General features: G+C 65.8%; 15 protein-coding genes. 1 reads left to right on the forward strand and 14 read right to left on the reverse strand.

All coding sequences use genetic code 11. The features are described 5' to 3' along the window. Positions 1-181: 181 nt before the first annotated feature. The 14 genes from QNJ67_12430 to QNJ67_12495 all read right to left on the reverse strand — a co-directional run bounded on the left by QNJ67_12430 (position 182) and on the right by QNJ67_12495 (position 15,896). Positions 182-2,215 carry a V-type ATP synthase subunit A gene (locus QNJ67_12430; GenBank protein ID MDJ0609775.1) on the reverse strand — a complete coding sequence of 678 codons (2,034 nt, stop codon included), beginning with the start codon at positions 2,213-2,215 and terminating at the stop codon, positions 182-184. Then, complete coding sequence (locus QNJ67_12435; protein MDJ0609776.1) at positions 2,215-2,910, reverse strand: hypothetical protein; 696 nt, start codon at positions 2,908-2,910, stop codon at positions 2,215-2,217. Before QNJ67_12435 ends, QNJ67_12430 begins: the two co-directional genes overlap by 1 nt. Positions 2,911-2,923: 13 nt before the next feature. After that, complete coding sequence (locus tag QNJ67_12440) at positions 2,924-3,619, reverse strand: hypothetical protein (GenBank protein MDJ0609777.1); 696 nt, start codon at positions 3,617-3,619, stop codon at positions 2,924-2,926. Then, a complete protein-coding gene (locus QNJ67_12445; GenBank protein MDJ0609778.1) occupies positions 3,619-4,071 on the reverse strand; it encodes an ATP synthase subunit C in 453 nt (150 codons plus the stop codon). Before QNJ67_12445 ends, QNJ67_12440 begins: the two co-directional genes overlap by 1 nt. Further along, the gene (locus QNJ67_12450) at positions 4,068-5,864 is read right to left on the reverse strand and encodes a hypothetical protein (GenBank protein ID MDJ0609779.1); all 1,797 of its coding nucleotides are present in this window, start codon (positions 5,862-5,864) and stop codon (positions 4,068-4,070) included. Before QNJ67_12450 ends, QNJ67_12445 begins: the two co-directional genes overlap by 4 nt. Beyond that, positions 5,861-6,466 carry a V-type ATP synthase subunit D gene (locus QNJ67_12455; protein ID MDJ0609780.1) on the reverse strand — a complete coding sequence of 202 codons (606 nt, stop codon included), beginning with the start codon at positions 6,464-6,466 and terminating at the stop codon, positions 5,861-5,863. Before QNJ67_12455 ends, QNJ67_12450 begins: the two co-directional genes overlap by 4 nt. Then, positions 6,444-7,991 (reverse strand): V-type ATP synthase subunit B, encoded by a 1,548-nt coding sequence (locus QNJ67_12460; protein ID MDJ0609781.1) that lies wholly within the window; start codon positions 7,989-7,991, stop codon positions 6,444-6,446. The genes QNJ67_12455 and QNJ67_12460 overlap by 23 nt, the downstream gene beginning before the upstream one ends. A 41-nt stretch (positions 7,992-8,032) precedes the next feature. Next, entirely contained in the window at positions 8,033-8,677 is a 645-nt protein-coding gene (locus tag QNJ67_12465; protein MDJ0609782.1) for a YqhA family protein, read from the reverse strand. Positions 8,678-8,847: 170 nt separating this feature from the next. Beyond that, positions 8,848-9,777, reverse strand: coding sequence for a carbamate kinase (gene arcC, locus QNJ67_12470; GenBank protein ID MDJ0609783.1), 930 nt, complete (start codon positions 9,775-9,777; stop codon positions 8,848-8,850). A gap of 3 nt (positions 9,778-9,780) precedes the next feature. Continuing rightward, positions 9,781-10,782: an ornithine carbamoyltransferase gene (locus tag QNJ67_12475; GenBank protein ID MDJ0609784.1), complete on the reverse strand. Its 1,002-nt coding sequence runs from the start codon at positions 10,780-10,782 to the stop codon at positions 9,781-9,783. A gap of 57 nt (positions 10,783-10,839) precedes the next feature. Beyond that, a complete protein-coding gene (locus QNJ67_12480; protein MDJ0609785.1) occupies positions 10,840-12,066 on the reverse strand; it encodes an arginine deiminase in 1,227 nt (408 codons plus the stop codon). A gap of 20 nt (positions 12,067-12,086) precedes the next feature. Continuing rightward, complete coding sequence (locus QNJ67_12485; protein MDJ0609786.1) at positions 12,087-13,436, reverse strand: amino acid permease; 1,350 nt, start codon at positions 13,434-13,436, stop codon at positions 12,087-12,089. A 34-nt stretch (positions 13,437-13,470) separates the two neighbouring features. Beyond that, positions 13,471-14,868, reverse strand: coding sequence for a YfcC family protein (locus QNJ67_12490; protein MDJ0609787.1), 1,398 nt, complete (start codon positions 14,866-14,868; stop codon positions 13,471-13,473). A 122-nt stretch (positions 14,869-14,990) separates the two neighbouring features. Beyond that, positions 14,991-15,896, reverse strand: a complete 906-nt coding sequence (locus QNJ67_12495; protein ID MDJ0609788.1) for an amino acid ABC transporter substrate-binding protein — start codon at positions 15,894-15,896, stop codon at positions 14,991-14,993. A 618-nt stretch (positions 15,897-16,514) separates the two neighbouring features. On the opposite strand from QNJ67_12495, the gene QNJ67_12500 reads away from it, so the two are divergent. Continuing rightward, entirely contained in the window at positions 16,515-16,820 is a 306-nt protein-coding gene (locus tag QNJ67_12500) for an SCP2 sterol-binding domain-containing protein (GenBank protein MDJ0609789.1), read from the forward strand. The last annotated feature ends 48 nt before the right edge of the window (positions 16,821-16,868 follow it).

Genomic DNA, 16,868 nt, shown 5'->3' on the forward strand with positions numbered 1-16,868 from the left:
TCGAGGCACGAGCCGAAGCGGTAGGACCTGGCCGGCCGCGACGCCGGCGCAGAGCGCGACGGCGAACGGCCGCCCTCTCCCTTCTACCACCCTCGGGACGCGACCGAAACGAGACTGAGCACGCCGATCCGGCCGGCCTGAACCGAACCGAGGCGGGACCACCCGCCCGGCGGCCACTGGGTCAAGAGACGCCGGCGGAGAGCCCATCGATCTGCTTGAGCAGATCCTCGTAGTCCGGCGATCCCTCGGCGGCATAGTTGAAGTTCTTAAACAGGCCGGTCAGGCGCGTGAAGAAGTCGCGCGCCGCCGCCTTGTCGTCGAAGTTGTAGGGTCGGGTGACCAGCTCAAAGACCTTGTTGAAGGTCATCTTCTGCCGCTCGAGGGAGACCGAGGAATCGACCGAGTCGAAGGCGTCCTGCTGCAGGTAGACCATGTCGAGAAAGAACGCCTTCTGATGGTTCACGAAATCTTCCAGCGTCACGCCCTCCTCGCCGGTCACCTGCATCATCTGCGCGACCGCGTCGCCGCGGAGCAGGAGCTCCTGCATCTCCTCGACCCGCTGGGTCCAGCCCGCCTCCATGTTCTCGTCGAACCAGGGGGTCAGCTGCGCCCGATAACGCGACCATGAAATCAGCGGGTCGACCGCCGGGTAGAAGCGTTTGTAGGCCCGGTCCGCAGACAGGCCGAGGAAGCACTTGACGGTCGACAGCGTCGATTGGGTCACCGGCTCGTCGAAGTTGCCGCCGGCCGGTGAGACAGTGCCGATCATCGTCAGGCTGCCGACCGAACCGTCGTTCGTCTCGGTCACGCCGGCCCGCTCGTAGACGCCCTTGATCGAGGACTCGAGGTAGGCCGGGAAGCCCTCCTCTCCGGGGATCTCCTCGAGACGGCCCGAGGTCTCGCGCATCGCCTGCGCCCAGCGCGAGGTCGAGTCGGCGATCAGCAGCACGTCGTAGCCCATCTGCCGGTAGTACTCGCCGAGCGTGAGCCCCGTGTAGATCGAGGCTTCGCGCGCGGCCACCGGCATCGACGAGGTGTTGCAGATGATGATCGTACGATCCATCAGCGTGCCGCCCGTCTTGGGGTCGCTCATGGCGGGGAATTCGTTGATGGTCTCGACCACCTCGCCGGCCCGTTCGCCACAGGCCACGACGATGACCACATCGACCGACGAGTGCCGCGCGATCAGGCCCTGGAGGACCGTCTTGCCGGCGCCGAACGGCCCCGGGATGCAGGCCATGCCGCCGCGCGCGATCGGATAGAAGGTATCGATCAGGCGCTGGGTGGTGATGACCGGCTCGTCCGGGTAGAGCCGGCGGGACAGGGTCCGCTTCAGCAGTCCCGCGTTCAGCGACCGACGCACCGGCCATTTCTGGGACAGCGAGACGGACCGCTCGCGCCCGGCCTTGTCCTCGAGGCGCGCCACGACGTCGCGGACGTGGAAGCTGCCCTCCTGGATCCAGGTCACGCGGAACTCGCCGGGCCATCCGAAGGGCACCATGATCTTATGGGTGAAGCGGCCCTCCTGGACGGTGCCCAGGGTGTCGCCCGCCACCACTTCGGCCCCGTTCTTGACCTTGGGCACGAAGGACCACTTGCTCTTCGGGTCGAGCGGCGGGACCTCGACACCGCGCGGCAGGAAGATGCCGTACTGGACCGCGACCTTCGGCAGAGGGGCCTGGAGCCCGTCGTAGACCTGACCGAGCAGCCCCGGTCCAAGCTCGACGGACAGCAGCTCTTCGCTCTGCTCGACCACGTCGCCGACCGCGACGCCCGTCGTGCTCTCATAGACCTGGGCGTCGGCGTTCACCCCACGCACCCGGAGCACCTCGGCCTTCAGGCGTTCCTGCTCGCCGCGCTCGTTCAGGATGCTGGGCCGGATGTAGATGACCTCGTTCTTGACGAGATGGGCGGGCTCGCCGTCGACTCCGATCTCAGCCTCGATCTCGACGAGGTCGTCCTGCACCGCGACGATCCTGGCGGTTTCCGGGAAGTTGCTGCCGTGCTCCGACTCTCCGTTTGACTGCGCGCCGGCCCGACCGCCGCCGCCCTTCGGCTTCTCGGCGCCCGTGATCTTAATGTTCCTCATCTCACCGACCGCGGGCGGCGGCGCCGCGGCCTCCGCGCCGGCGGCCTTGCGCTTGCGCGGAGCCGAGGCGCCCTGCTTCGACTTTCCGCCCGCTGTGGAACCGGAAGTTTCGGACTTGCTAGCCATCAGGCCTCCCCTTCAAACGACAAGGTCGCGTAGTCACCCAGGCCGGCCTGGGTGAGATCCTCGAAACGTCGCGACGCGGCTTCGGAGTTGTAACGCCCCCAGCGGTCCACGATGCTCCACTTCAGGACGTAGATGACAACCGCCTCGAAATCGAAGGCGTGCTCTCCCGCCCGGCGCTGCAGGCGCTTGTAGGATTGCTCGAGGAGCAGCCGCTCCAGGGCCATGGGATCGTCCTGCTTCATCAAGCGGTCCGCCTCGCGTAGCCAGGGAAACACGCCGTCGAGCCGGAACGTGGGCTCCGTCCAGTTGCGCGCAATGTGGCCGACCCAGCGCCCGAAGCCCCAGGGCACGTCGGCCGCCGGCGCCGCCTCGCCCCGGGCGCGCCGGCGCAGCGCGGCCACGCAGGTGCGGATTTCGAGCCGGTCGCGCACGATCAGCTGCACGGTCTCGTTGTCGATCTTCTCAAGGGCGTCGCGCGCCCGCTTGATCATCTCCTCCTCCGACGCCCCCATGGGAATCTGGCGCCAGTGCACGACGTGCTCCACCAGGCGCAGAGTCTCGGCGTCCTCGGGCGTCAGCACGCGCAGCCGCTGGTCGAGCTTCAGCCGGGATAGGGGCGGCTGCTTGGCGCGAAACAGAGCCTCCGGGCTCGGCAGGCTCGACATCAGCATGATGTAGGCGTCGGGATCGCTCATGGCTCGGGTCCGGCTACTTGACAACGCCTTCGAGGATCGCCCGGAACCGGGGCTGCAGGTGCTGCAGCAGCAGGGCCGCCACGGCCTGCTCGGTCAGGTCGAGGGTGATGTTCTTGTCCTTCATTCGGATGTGGATTCCGTTCGTCACCTCGTCCGAGGCGACGAACGACACCCCGTCCCGCAGCATTTCGCCGGTCAGGCCGAACACCAGGTCGGTCAGCTTGCCCTTGCGCACCTTCTCGGGGTTGTTGCGCAGCTCTTCCAGGCCGGCGACCGTGTCCGGCAGGATAACCTCGAGCGCGTCGTCGTCTTCAACGTCCGCGTCCGCGCGCACCCGGCCGGCCACGGCGACGATCATTTGCTTGAGCACCTCGGGATCCTGCAGCTGGTGCGACACCAGGCGCTTAACGTCGGAGCTGAAGCGCTGCATGAGGGTCGATTTCATGTCGAGCACCGTGTCGCGCATGGCCGTCTTGAGCGCCTCCTCGCCGGCGGCGCGGTAGGCGTCCGCCTCCTTGCGAGAGGCCTCGAGATGCTGTTTCGCCTCGGCCCGCGCCTTATCCCGGGTCTTCTTCGCCTCGGCTTTGGCATCGCGCACGATCTTCTCGGCTTCGCTGCGCCCGGCCGATACGCCCTCGTCCCTGAGGCGGGCGATCAGGGCATCGACGCCGCTGGAGGGCGCGTCCGTTTCGGCTGTCTGCTTCGCCATCATGCCCCTCCCGCGATGCCGGCGCTGACGACCAACGCGAACACGAAGGCGAAGACCCCGAAGCCCTCAATGATCGCGGCCGGGGCCAACGAAAGGCCGAAGATCTCAGGCTTCTCCTTGGACGCGTTGATCGAGGAGGCGCAGGCCTTGCCCTGAGCGCTGCCGCAGTACAGAAGCGCCAATCCCGCGAACAAGCCGACCCCGAAAAGGCCGCCCGCGTTTTCCGGCGTCACTTCGCGGTTCAGGGTGAACATGATGACGATGCCGTAGATCACGAAGGAGGACGGCAGCGCGGTCAGGCCGACGAAGCGCCCGTAGCCCCCTTCGGTCTCCAGCATCGCGCCAATGGCGGCCTGACCGGCGATGGCGGTGCCGATCGCGGAGGCGACGGCGCCGAGGGCCATCGGCGAGTAGATTCCGACCCATCCCAGGGCCAAGATGAATTCGTTCATGGTTGCACCTCCTTGCGGGCGAACCGCCGGAAGACAGTCCCTTCTCCCGGCATCCCCCATTTGTAGAATTCGATGAAATTGAGCCTCAGGCCGTGGACCACCGCGCTCATCAGGCTGAGGCCGAGATTGACCACGTGTCCCAGGACCAGGATCAGGATGGCGAACAGCAGACCCAGTCCCGGCCGCGCCTCCAGGGCTTGCATCGCCAAACCGTTGAAGGTCGACGCCAAGGAAGCGGCCGCCAAGCCGAGCGCGAACAGCCGCATGTAGCTCAGCACGTCGCCGAACGCGCCCATGATCCCCGTCAGTGCGGTGAAGCCATCAAAAGCGCGGGTTAGGTAGTCGATGGGTCGTTTGACAGGGCGTTCGCTGGTGAACAGAAAGACTGCCAGGGCGCCAGCGGCGACCATGATGTAGCCGGCCTGCACAGACTGCCCGCCCGGCTCGCCATAGACCGCGGCGGTGCCGCCGATCAGGCCGGCGATCCAGCCGAGATTGGCGAGCGCCGTGGTGCTCCCGCGTTTCACGTAGGCGGCAATGGCGTTGCCCAGCACGAGATGGGCCACGCCGACGATGATCGAGAGCTTCATCATCGCCCCGTAGTTGTTCATGTCGATGACGTGGAGGGAGTCCAGCACCGAGCCCTTCGGCGGCTGCACGCCGAAATAGCTTCCGACCATGACTCCGTAGACGACACTGCAACCGACCAGGGAAAGACCCAGGAGGCGGTAAGCACGGGCCTTCGCGCTCTGTCCGAGGCGCTTCCAGTAGAACAGGAGGCCGCCCAACAAGACCGCCGCGTAGCCGGCGTCCGCCAGGATCATGGCGAAGAATACCGAGAACGAGAAGAACAGCACCGCGCTCGGGTCCCACATGCGGTAGGGCGGCACGGTGTAGAACAGCGCGAGGTCGACGCCGGCCTCCATTCGCTCCGACTCCTGCAGCAGCGTCGGCGGCTCCTCGTCCGGCCTGGGATCCTCGAAGAGGCACGCCAACCCCTTCTCCTCGGCCAAGGCCTGGACGGCGGGGATCGCGTCTTCGGGAACCCACCCCTGGACCGCGACGATGCCGTCGCCGTCGCGGGTCTGCTGGTCGGCGTAGGTCAGCGAGGCGCGGTTCTCCGCTTCGGCGAGATTGACGCTGAGCAGGTAGACGTAGCGGGTCTGCGCCAGGCGCCGGGCGACCAGGTCCTCAAGCGCGACCTCGGCCTCCTCGAGCTGCGCCTTCAGCTCCGCGACCGGCAGGGCGCCGGTATGGGTGCGCGGCACGGGCAGGACGTCGCCCGGCGGCTCGTCCTGGGAGATCAGCACGACGTAGGCGAAGCGGTTGTCCTTGCGCACGATCTGCCAAGGCAGATCGACGTCCGTCAGCGCGTCCAGCTTGCCAAGCGGCACGATGTAGAACCAGAGCCGGTAGCCGGCGAGCGACTCTTGGGGCGGGAAGAAGATATCGCCCCAGGGCTCGACCGCAGCGATGCGGTGGGCCAGGAAGTCCCGGCGGTCCTCGGTGTCGCGCAGCTCCTGTTTCAGGTCGAGCGCCTCCTTGACCAATTTGCCGACGTCGAACTGGGGGTCGCGGACCACCTGCCGGCGCTTCTGCGGCATGTCGGTCAGGAAACGCAAAGCCTTGTAGGCCGCCTCGGCGCGGGGCGAGGCCACATTCTCGGCTTCGGCGGGCGGCGGGCGCAGGGGGAGCAGGTGCATGCAGCCGAGCTCCTGCAGCCCTTCGAGCACCTGCTTCTTCTCTTTCAGCAGCCCGCAGAGCGTGACTTTCTTGAGGCGCGCGATGCTCATGCCGAGGCCTCCGCCGCCCGCTTGCGCTTGGCGATCTTGGAGCGCACCACGGCCGACATCTCTTCGTCCGACAGATAGATCTTTATCCGCTTGATGTTGGCCCGGGCGCGGGGGATCAGGACCTTGTCGAAGAGATTGACCCGCTGCGTGATCGTCTTCACGGCAGCGTCCAGCAGGGCGACGCGCCGTTCCGCGACCTGGGCGCGAATTTGCAGCTCCAACATGTCGTGGAGCATGGCCACGACGTTGTCGACCCAGTGCGGCTTGGACAGGACGGCGTAGGGCTGGACCGTCACCTCGATCCGTTCCAGCTTCGGCAGCTGGGTGCCCACGACGTTCTCCATGCCCAGCTCGACCTTGGAGAGCTTGGCGAGATCCGTCAGATCGACGTTCATGTTGGCGAGCATGGGAAGCTTCTGCCCGACCTCCTTCCTGAAGCCATCGATTCCCGCGCGCGCCTCCTCAAGAGCTTTCACCGCCTTCGCCCGCTCCGCCATCAGCTGCTGGCGCTTCAGGTCGAGCGACGGCAGGAAGCGCTGGAAGGTGCGCAGGTCCTTGGCTTGGCGCGCCAGGGAAGACTTACTGAGCTGCAGCCGCGCCACTCTTGCCTCCCTTCTCCTCTGACTCGGCCGCCGCCAACTCCTCGGTCTCGGCGGCGGGCTCGGGCGATGCTTCCGGTTCCGTCTCGACCGCCTCGTCGGCCGCCGCCGCTTCCGGGGCTTCCTGGCCGGCCTCGTCCTCGTCGGACGGCTGGTCCGCGCCAGCCTCGGGCTCGACCGTCGGCGCCACGTCCTTCGGGAAATACTTGTCGATCAGCTCCTGCTTCATCAGCAGCTGCTCGGGCTGGAAGCACTCGGCCAGGGTCCGCCAGCTGAGGTCCAGGGCCTCCTCGAGCGGCAGCGACACCTCGATGTCCATGAAGCGCTCGCGGAACAGCTTGCCGAATTTCAGGAGCTGCTCGTCGTAGTCCGAGAGGTCGAAGGCCATGGCCTGCTTCTGCTGGGCGTCGCGGGCGCCGGAATAGAAGCGGATCATGGTGGTCATGATCTGGCTGTGGTCTTCGCGCGTGACCTTGCCGATGACGTTCTGCTTGAGGCGCGAGAGCGAGCCGAAGGGATCGATCACGCCGTCGTGGAGATAGAACTGCCCCTCGGTGATGTAGCCGGTGTTGTCCGGCACCGGGTGCGTGACGTCGTTGCCCGGCATGGTGGTGACCGTCAGGATCGTCACCGAGCCGCCCTTGGCGTAGTCGCAGGCCTTCTCGTAGCGCCGGGCCAGCTGGGAATAGAGATCGCCCATGTAGCCCCGGTTCGAGGGCACGCGCTCCATGGAGATGCCGACCTCCTTCAAGGCGTCGGCGTAGGCCGTCATGTCGGTCAGCAGGACCAGGACGCGCTTGCCTTCCTCGACCGCGAAGCGCTCCGCCACGGCGAGCGCCATGTCGGGCACCAGCAGCCGTTCGACGATCGGGTCGGAGGCCTGGTTGATGATCATCACCGTCCGCGAGAACACGCCGGCGTCCTCGAAGGTTTTGCGGAAGGTGAAGTAGTCGTCGAAGATCAACCCGAGCCCGCCGAAAACCACGATATCCGCGTCGGCCTGGATGCCGATACGCGCCAGGAAGGGATTAAAGGGCTCGCCGGAGACCGAGAAGATCGGGATCTTCTGGCTCTCCACCAGACAGTTGAAGATGTCGATCATCGGCACGTCGGTGCGGATCATCTTGGTCGGAACGATGCGCTCGGCGGGATTCACCGAGGGGCCGCCGATGGTCACCTGCTGGTCCATGGAGAGATCCGGGCCGCCGTCGATCGGGTTGCCCGTGCCGTCGAAGACCCGGCCGAGGATGTTGGGCGAATAGGTGACGCGCATGGGATGACCCAGAAAGGTCACCGTCGAGCTGGTCGAGATACCCTTGGTCCCGGTGAAGATCTGCAGCGACACCGCTTGCCGGTTGATGTTGATGACCTGGGCGAGCGACTTGTGCCCCTCCGCGCCCTCGAGGACGGCGAGGTCGCCGAAGCGCACCGCCGGTCCCTTGCCATCGACGGCCTCCGGCACCTCCACCTTGAGGATGTCGCCGACGATCTCGAGAATTCGAGAATAGCGGACGAGATCGAGAACCATTGCCTTTCCCCTTCCCTGCGACCGGCGAGGCCCTTTCCCGCCTAGAGATCGCCTCTATTGCCCGGCCCGTACTCGAGCCAATTGAAGAACACGTATGCCGCCGCTGTCAGCACAAAAATGCCCTGTGCGATCAGCATGAAAGTGATTTCGGACGGATCCACCCGCGCCGGATCGAGGTATACGTGCAGCATGTGGATCGTCGAGATCAGCAGGATCGTGGTTGCGATCCTCAGCTTGAGCTTGCCCGTCGTCGACCGCCGCATCCAACGCGGCACGCTGGGTTCGTCCTCCATATGGAGGTTCGAGACGAAGGTCTCATAACCGCTGATCACGATCATGACGACGAGGTTGGCGATCAGCACCATGTCGATCAGGTCCAGGGTGACGAGAATCACCCGCTCCCGGCCGACCGATTGCAGATCAGCCATGATGACGAAGAGGTGCTGCGCGAATTTGAACTGGATCAGGACCAGCGCGACAATCAGCCCGACCAGCAGCGGGATCTGAAGCCACCGGCTGAACAGAAGCGTGGCCTCGAAGGCCGCGAGGAGGCTCAAGTTCCTCGATTTCTCGGCGTCGGGCTTTGCCGCCGGCCCGTCGTTTTCCGTTTCCATGCTCGATTCATAGCCGGGATTGGGCCGCGTGAACAGCAGTCCACGCGGTCCGAATCTCCCCAGGCGCGGCAAAACGCCGCCGCCGGCTCGCGACGCCGGTCCGACGCCCTGACAGGCTATGGCATGGCACACTCCCAAACTTCCTCCTCCCTGGAGTAGCGCGAGGCTCGGAACGCGGCACGATACGGTTTTACCGCTCTCGCTGCAGCGTCGCCTGCACCGTTTGACCTACATCACACCTTCTAGTGCCACTCGATGCCGCTCGCCGTGCCCCGGATCGTTGTGCCCGCCTTGCCGGCGACGATGTCCGGCAGGTCGGCCAGCGCGCCGATCGCCGCGGCCTTGCCGCTGCGTTCCGCGAACTGGCAGGCGGCCTCGACCTTCGGCCCCATGGAGCCGGCCGGGAACTCGTACTCCCGGATCGCGGCCGGCGAGGCCGTCTTGATTCGCTTCGCTTCCGGTGTGCCGAAACCGACATAGACCGCATCGGCGTCGGTCGCCATGATGAAGAGATCGGCCTCCAGGTCGCGGGCCAGGAGCTCGCTCGCCAGGTCCTTGTCGATCACCGCCTCGATGCCGTGCAGCTTGCGGTTCTCGTCATAGACCGTCGGGATGCCGCCGCCGCCGGCACAGATCACGATGGTGTTCTTCTCGAGCATCCAGTGGATCGGCCGGATCTCGAAGATCCGCTTGGGCAGCGGCGAGGCGACGACCCGACGCCACTTGTCGCCGTCGGGCTTGATCGACCAGTTCTTCTCCTCGGCCAGGCGCTTGGCTTCGGCCTCTTCGTAGACCGGACCGATGAACTTGGTCGGGTTCTTGAAGGCGGGATCCTCCGGGTCGACCTCGATCATCGTCAGGATGGTGGCGAAGGGAACCTCGAAGGGCAGCAGGTTCCCCAACTCCTGCTCGATCATGTAGCCGATCATGCCCTCGGTCTGGGCGCCCAGAACGTCGAGGGGATAGACCTCGTCCGGCTTGTAGGCGGCGCCCTGGAGGGCGAGCAGACCGACCTGTGGACCGTTGCCGTGGGAGATGACGAGCTGGTGCTCCTCGGCGATCGGCGCCATCGCCTCGGCGGCGACCCTTACGTTCTCCCGCTGGTTTTCGGCGGTCAGCGCCTGCCCGCGGCGGAGCAGGGCGTTACCGCCCAGAGCTACGACGACACGCATCGCTCAAGACCCGATCGTGGCGACGAGCACCGCCTTGATGGTGTGCATCCGGTTCTCCGCCTGCTCGAACTGAACCGCGGCGGGGGACTCGAAGACCTCGTCGGTGACCTCCATCTCGGAGATCCCGTGCTTCTGGAAGATCTCCTCGCCGACCTTGGTTTCCCTGTTATGGAACGCCGGCAGGCAATGCATGAAGCGCGTGTTCGGCACGCCCGAAGCCGCCATCAGCTCGCTGTTCACCCGGTAGGGCGTCAGCAGCTTGATCCGCTCCTCCCAGACCTCGGCCGGCTCGCCCATGGAGACCCAGACGTCGGTATGGATGAAGTCGGCGCCCTTGACCGCCTCGAAGGGGTCCTCCGTGATCGTCAGGCGCGCGCCGTTCTGCTCGGCGAGCTTGCGGGCCGGCCCGAGGTACTCGTCGCTCGGCCAGTTCGCCTTGGGCGCCGCGAGCCGCACGTCCATGCCCATGATGCAGCCGACGATCATCAGCGAGTGTCCCATGTTGCTGCGCGCGTCACCGACGAAGGCGTAGGAGATGTCGTGCAGCGGCTTGTCGCAGTGCTCCCGCATGGTCAGCACGTCGGCCAGCATCTGTGTCGGGTGGAACTCGTCGGTCAGGCCGTTGAACACCGGCACGCCGGCATATTGACCCAATTCCTCGACGATCTCCTGGCCGAAGCCCCGATACTCGATCGCGTCGTACATGCGCCCGAGCACCCGCGCCGTGTCCTTCATCGACTCCTTATGGCCGATCTGCGAACCGGACGGGCCGAGGTAGGTGACGCCGGCGCCCTGGTCCATGGCGGCGACCTCGAAGGCGCACATGGTCCGGGTCGACGACTTCTCGAAGATCAGGCAGATGTTCTTGCCCTTGAGGTGCTGCTGCTCGGTGCCGGCGTATTTGGCCCGCTTGAGGTCGCGGGAAAGGTCGAGCAGGTAGCGCAGCTCCCGCTGGTTGAAATCCATTACCTTGAGGAAGTTGCGTCCCTTTATGTTGAAAGCCATGGCTGTCTCTCCCTGGTTTCTGGCGCGGCCCGGTGCGGCCGCGACAAGTGGTTCACGTCAGTAGGCGGGTTCGCGCTCGATCGGGCAGGTCATGCAGTGACCGCCGCCGCGGCCGCGGCCCAGTTCCTGGCCGCTGATGGTGATGACCTCGACCCCGGCCTTGCGCAAAAGGGTGTTGGTGTGAGTGTTGCGGGCATAGCCCACGACGACCCCAGGCTCGAGCGCGACGACGTTGTTGCCGTCGTCCCACTGCTCGCGCTCCTGCTGGAACTCATTGCCGCCCGTGCCGATGACGAGCAGGTCCTTCAGGCCCAAGGCCTCCTTGTAGACCTCGAAGAGGTGCTTCTCCTCCTTGTGGAGCTCGACGCCCTTGTCGCCGGGGCGCAGGGAATAGCACTCGATCTGGTCGACCACCTCTCGGAAGGCGGTGACCTTGTCGTGGTCGAGGCAGGAGAACACCGTATCCAGGTGCATCGCCGCGCGGCTCTTCGGCATGGCGCAGGCGATGACGCGCTCGGCGCCGCCCTGGGCGAACAGGCTGTCCGCTACCTGCGCCACGGCCTGACGGGTCGTGCGCTCGCCCATGCCGATAAGCACCACGCCCTTGCCGATCGGCATGACGTCGCCGCCCTCTACGCTGGCGTGGCCGAAGTCCTCGTCGCTGTCGCCCCACCAGATCTTGAAGTCCTCGTCCTTGAACATGGGGTGGAACTTGTAGACCGTGCGCTGGTAGAGCGTCTCCGGCTTGCGCGCCGGCCAGAACATCGGGTTGCAGGTGACCCCGTTGTAGATCCAGCACGAGGGATCGCGCTGGAACAGCGCGTTGGGGATGGGCCGGACCAGGAAGTCGCTGCCGGCCAGTGCGCTCCTCATGATGGGCGTGACCATCTCCGCCGGTAAATCCGAAACGATGATCCCGCCGAGCAGGTGGCGCGCCAGGTCCTCCGCCGGAAGCTCCTCCAGCCAGGGGCGCATCTCCTTGGCCAGGATCGGGCCGACGTAGTTGGGCGTGATCCGCCGGTCGAGCACGAAGGCGCGGGCCTCGCCGTCGTTTTCGAAGGTCTCGGCGAGCAGGTCTTGCAGGTCGTAGACCTTGACCCCGCGGTCCTTCATCTTGATCCGGAAGGCATCGTGGTCGATGCGCGCCTGCTGCACCCAGATCACGTCGTCGAACAGGAGGTCGTGACAGTTGCCCGGCGTCAGGCGCTCGTGCGCCAGCGACGGCCGGGCGACGATCACCCGCTTCAGCTTTCCTATCTCCGAATGGACACCCAAACTCGACATTGAAATCCTCCCTTCTTGAGTTATGCCCGGCCAGCCGGGGCCCGAAGGCGCCACTTCAGCCAGGCGTATACCGGGACCCCGGCGATCAACAGAAGAAAGCCGTAGAACACGACCTCCTGGCCGGCGCCGTAGATCGCCCAGGCGGAATAGGCGAAGCCGAGCACCGCCAGAGCGACCACCGCGCCGATGCCGCGGCCGGCCATGGTCCGGCCGGTGGTGACGAAGATCATGAACTCCGCCAGGGCGCAGAACAGGTAGGGCACCAGGGTCGTCAAGGTCGCCAGCAGGATGATGAAGACGAACTGGTCGACGAGACCCTTGGTGAAGTTCATGGCGATCAGGATGCTCGCGAGCGTGTTCGAGACGACCAGCGCGAAGACCGGCGTCTGCGCCTTGGAGAGGCGGGCGAAGGATCGCGGAAAGAGGCCGTCGCGGGCCGCGCCCATGGGCACCTGCCCGGACAGCATGGTGAAGCCGTTGAGCGTTCCGAATGTCGAGACGCAGGCGGCGAGCGCGACGAAGGTCGCCCCGGCCGCGCCCCACATGGTTCCGGCCACGTCGGCCAGGGGCGCGCTCGAGCTCTGCAGCACCGTCAGCGGCACCAGTCCAAAGGCGACGATTGTCACGAGGATGTAGACCACGGCCGCCAGGCTGGTGCCGAAAATGGTCGCGCGCGGGATCGTGCGTTCCGGCTGATCGACGTCGCCCGAAGGTACGGTCGCCGATTCCAGGCCGATGAAGGCCCACAGCGTGAGCGCGGCACAGGCCGCCAGGGCGGCGCCGTTGCTCATCTCGCTGGCGTTCAGCGGTGTGAAGTTGCCAGGATCGAGGTAGGCCAGGCCGATCAGCGCGACCAGCAGAAGCGGGACCACCTTCAGCACCGTGGTCACGAGTTGGACCGTGCCGGCCTCGCGCACGCCGCGGGCGTTCACCCAGGTCAGCAGCCAGATCGCGCCCAGCGCCGTGGCCAGCCCCGCGAGCTTGTTCTCGGCGATGACCGGAAAGAGGAAGCCGAGGTAACCTGAGAAGGCGACAGCAACCGCCGCGTTACCCGACCAGAGCGCGATCCAGTAGCCCCAGGCGATCAGGAAGCCGGCGAAGTCGCCGAAGCCTTCGCGCGAATAGGTATAGGGCCCGCCGGTCTTGGTCACCAATCGGGCCAGCCGTCCGAAGATCAGCGCCAGGACGATCGCCCCCGCCGAGGTAATCAGCCAGCCGCCGATCGAAATCGGACCGTAGGCGGCGAGCGCGGCCGGCAGGAGAAAGATGCCCGACCCGATCATGTTGCCGACCACCAGGGCCGAGCACATCCAGAAGCCCAGCTTCCTGGTGATCAGGGCTTCGCCGCCCGCCTGCGCCTCTACGGCCATTCGCCTTCTCCGCCCGACCGGACGCCGCTCCCTGTCAGATCAGTGTCGCCGCGCTGAGCGCGACCACGATGATCACGGTCAGCACTATCATCAGGGGCCACATGAAGCGCAGCCAGCGCTCGTAGGGAACCCGGCCCAGCGCCAGCCCGCCCATCACCACGGCGAAGGTCGGATTGATCAGATTCACCAGGCCGCTGGCCGACTGGAAGGCGGTCACCACGAGATCGCGCTGCACGTCGGCAAAGTCGGCCAGGGGCGCCATGATCGGCATGGTCAGGACCGCGAGGCCCGACGACGAGGGCACGAAGAACGAGAGCACCGCCTGCAGGCCGAACATGGTGTTGATGAAACCTGTGGCGGAAAGCCCGGTGACGGCGCCTTCGGCCCAGAACAGGATGGTGTCGGTCATGTTGCCGGCGTCCATGACGACCACGATGCCGCGCGCGAGCCCGATCACCAGGGCGACGCCCAGGAGATCGCGGGCGCCATCGACGAAGGTGTCGCAGAACGCCTCCTCGCCCATCCGGGCGATGATTCCGACCAGGATCGCGGCGACGAGGAACAGGGCCGACATCTCGGCCATCCACCAGCCGCCGGCCGAGACGCCCCAGATCATGACGGCGAAGCTGAGCGTGAAGATCACGAGTACGATCCGTCGCGTCGGCGTGAACTCGATCTCGTCTGTCTCGCTGCGTCCCTTGAGGAAATGCTCCTCGTTGGACTCGCGACGATCGGCGACGAGCGAGAGTTCGGGATTGGCCCGGACCTTCTCGGCGTAGCGCATGACGTAGATCACGCAGGCGAGCCAGCAGACGACCAGGATGATGAAGCGCAGGATGATACCGTCGGTGAAGGGGACGCCGGCGGCGTTCGCGGCGATCACCGTGGCGAAGGGATTGATCGTCGAGCCGAGCGTTCCGACCCCTGCGCCCAGCATGATGATGGCCACGCCGGTCACGGCGTCGTAGCGCGCGGCGATCATTACGGGGATGATCAGGGTGTAGAAGGCGAGGGACTCCTCGGCCATGCCGTAGATCGTGCCGCCGGCGGCGAAGAGGGCCATGAGAATGGGTATCATCCACTTCTCGCGCCCCTGCAGCGCTGTCATCGCCCGGCCGATTCCCGCGTCGATGGCGCCGGTCTTGGTCACCACGCCGAGGAACCCGCCGATGATCAGCACGAAGAGCGCGACGTCGATCGCTCTGGCCTCGTAGCTACCGGGATCGAAGAAGCCAGCGATGGGCGCGATCACGACATCGAAGAAGCCCTGCGGATTGGGCTCGACCTCGTGGTAGGTCCCCGGGATCGGGACCTCCCTGCCGAGCGCTTCGCTCAGTTCTCTGTCGTACTGGCCGGCGGGAACGATCCAGGTGGCGATCGCCACCACGACGATCAAGCCGAACAGGATCGTGTAGGCGGTTGGAAACTTCATGGTCGTCTACCTCCCCCTCTGGCTCTTCAAGCCATACCGGCCTGCGCGGTCCCGACGCGCCACGCAGTTATGGCTACCTGACTACGCAATTCGCCGTGGAACGGATCGTTTTCGAAATGGACTCATTCCGGCAGCGCCGTGGTCGCATAGAGCGAGACAACGGCGAGCCCGGGCCGCCCGAGGTGGCGGCTGAAAATCGGCACGATCTCGAGCGTCCGGTAGAGGCGGCTCAGGCTCCGGTCGACCAGCAGGCGGAAGTCCTCGTCCCCCTTGGTCAGCGCGAGACCATAGGGTTCGTGGGTGTAGAGGCGCTCGCCGATGAGAAAGTCGCCGGGATTGTCGCTCGCCATCACCAAGCCCATGAGGATGGCGCGGTCCGAGAAATAGGCGTCGAGCTCGCCTTCGGCGACCTTGCGGTACCCTTCGTCGTGGCTGTCGACCAGCACCAGTTCCGCGTTCGACGCGAGCTTGTCGATACTGCCGCGAAGCCAATCCTCGGCCGTCGTTTTCGTACGCGCGCCGAACTTGCGGTCTGCGAAGGCCTGCATCAGGGTCGCGCGGCCGGGCTGCGTCGGCTGCCGCTTGGCCAGTGTGTCGCGAAGAAAGGCGTCCGCATCAGCCCGCATCAAGGCCGTTATCCCGGTATGAAACGTCGGGATCGAGAAGGCCACCCGCTCCCGGCGCGACAGGGTGATCGTGGCGACGCCGCAGAGGATGTCGACCCGTCCATCGACGACCGCCTCGAAGCGGTCTTCCGTGGAGAGCTGCACGAATTCGGTCTCGAGCTTGTCAAGGCCGAGCTTCGCCTTAGTGTCGGCCGCGATCTCGCGGCAGAGCTCGACCGAGAAGCCGTTCGGCTCACCCGTCTCGTCGGCGTAGGAGAAGGGACGCGCGTCCCCGCGGTAACCGATCTTCAGAACGCCCGTTTCGGCAATCCGCTCCAAGGTTTGAGCTGAAGCCGGCAAGGCCGTGAGCAGCGCCAACGCCGCGGCTGCCCAGACGGACCCCCACTTGTCCCTGATCTGCATGGTTCCCCAACCCTGTTCCCGAACGACGTTACAACCACCAGGATACCCCGCGCTAGCTTATGCTGCGCATTCCTTGTAAGTCCAGCGCTCCCTTCTCAGCCCGCAGCCTGCTTCCAGGTCTCATGCCCGGACCGCAGTTTGAGCGCAGGCTACCATTGGACGCACCCTGTCTCGGTCGCTAGGTGCCCCTGGCGGATAGAGCCGAACGGGGAAGCTCCGGAGTTGGTCGTTCCCACGTTGAGAGCGGCCGCGCTTTGATGCAAGACAAACTCACTGACGCCTTGGCCATCGCCTTCACGAACGTGCGCATGTGCCAATAGCGGTAAACAAGTTGTGTTACAAACTGATGACAATCGCGCGCCGGGCGCATCACCGGCGTGCGCGGCGGATCGCTAGGTTTCCTCGACATCAGCGGGGCCCACAGGACCAACCGGGCAAATGTCCGGCTCAGGAATTCGCTTCGCTACCGCCCGTCGTCGGTCTTGCGCAGGTCTCGTCCGACAGGGCAAAGATACGACCTGGAAACTGCCTTCCGGAGTGGGAGTTTCGCCGGCTCCGGGCCGAGGGACCGCTATCGAAGGGGCCCCGTCCGCTGCAACCGAGGGATCATAGGTCGTAATGAGCAATATCGACGACATCGAAAAGGAGGTCAGCGATCGGCTTCACAAGGTCGTGCCCCTGAACGCCAAGGTGAAGCTCGACATGGGAACCGATGGTCTGCTGTTTCTCGAAGCCCTCGGCGGGAGGGCAGCTCTCTCCCGCAACGACGGCGCCGCCGACTGTACGCTCAAGATATCCGCCGCCAATCTGCGCCGACTGATCGCCGGTGACCTTAACCCCCTCCTCGCCTTGTCTCTCGGTCGGCTCAAGGTCTCGGGCAACCGCGCCGTTGCGGCGCGTCTCGGCGAGCTGCTGCGATCATGACGGCGCGGGCGGCCTCTTGCGGCAGCCCTTGGCACCCGACTATTGAAG

This window comes from Kiloniellales bacterium, assembly GCA_030064845.1.
In the GTDB taxonomy this organism is placed as follows: domain Bacteria; phylum Pseudomonadota; class Alphaproteobacteria; order Kiloniellales; family JAKSDN01; genus JASJEC01.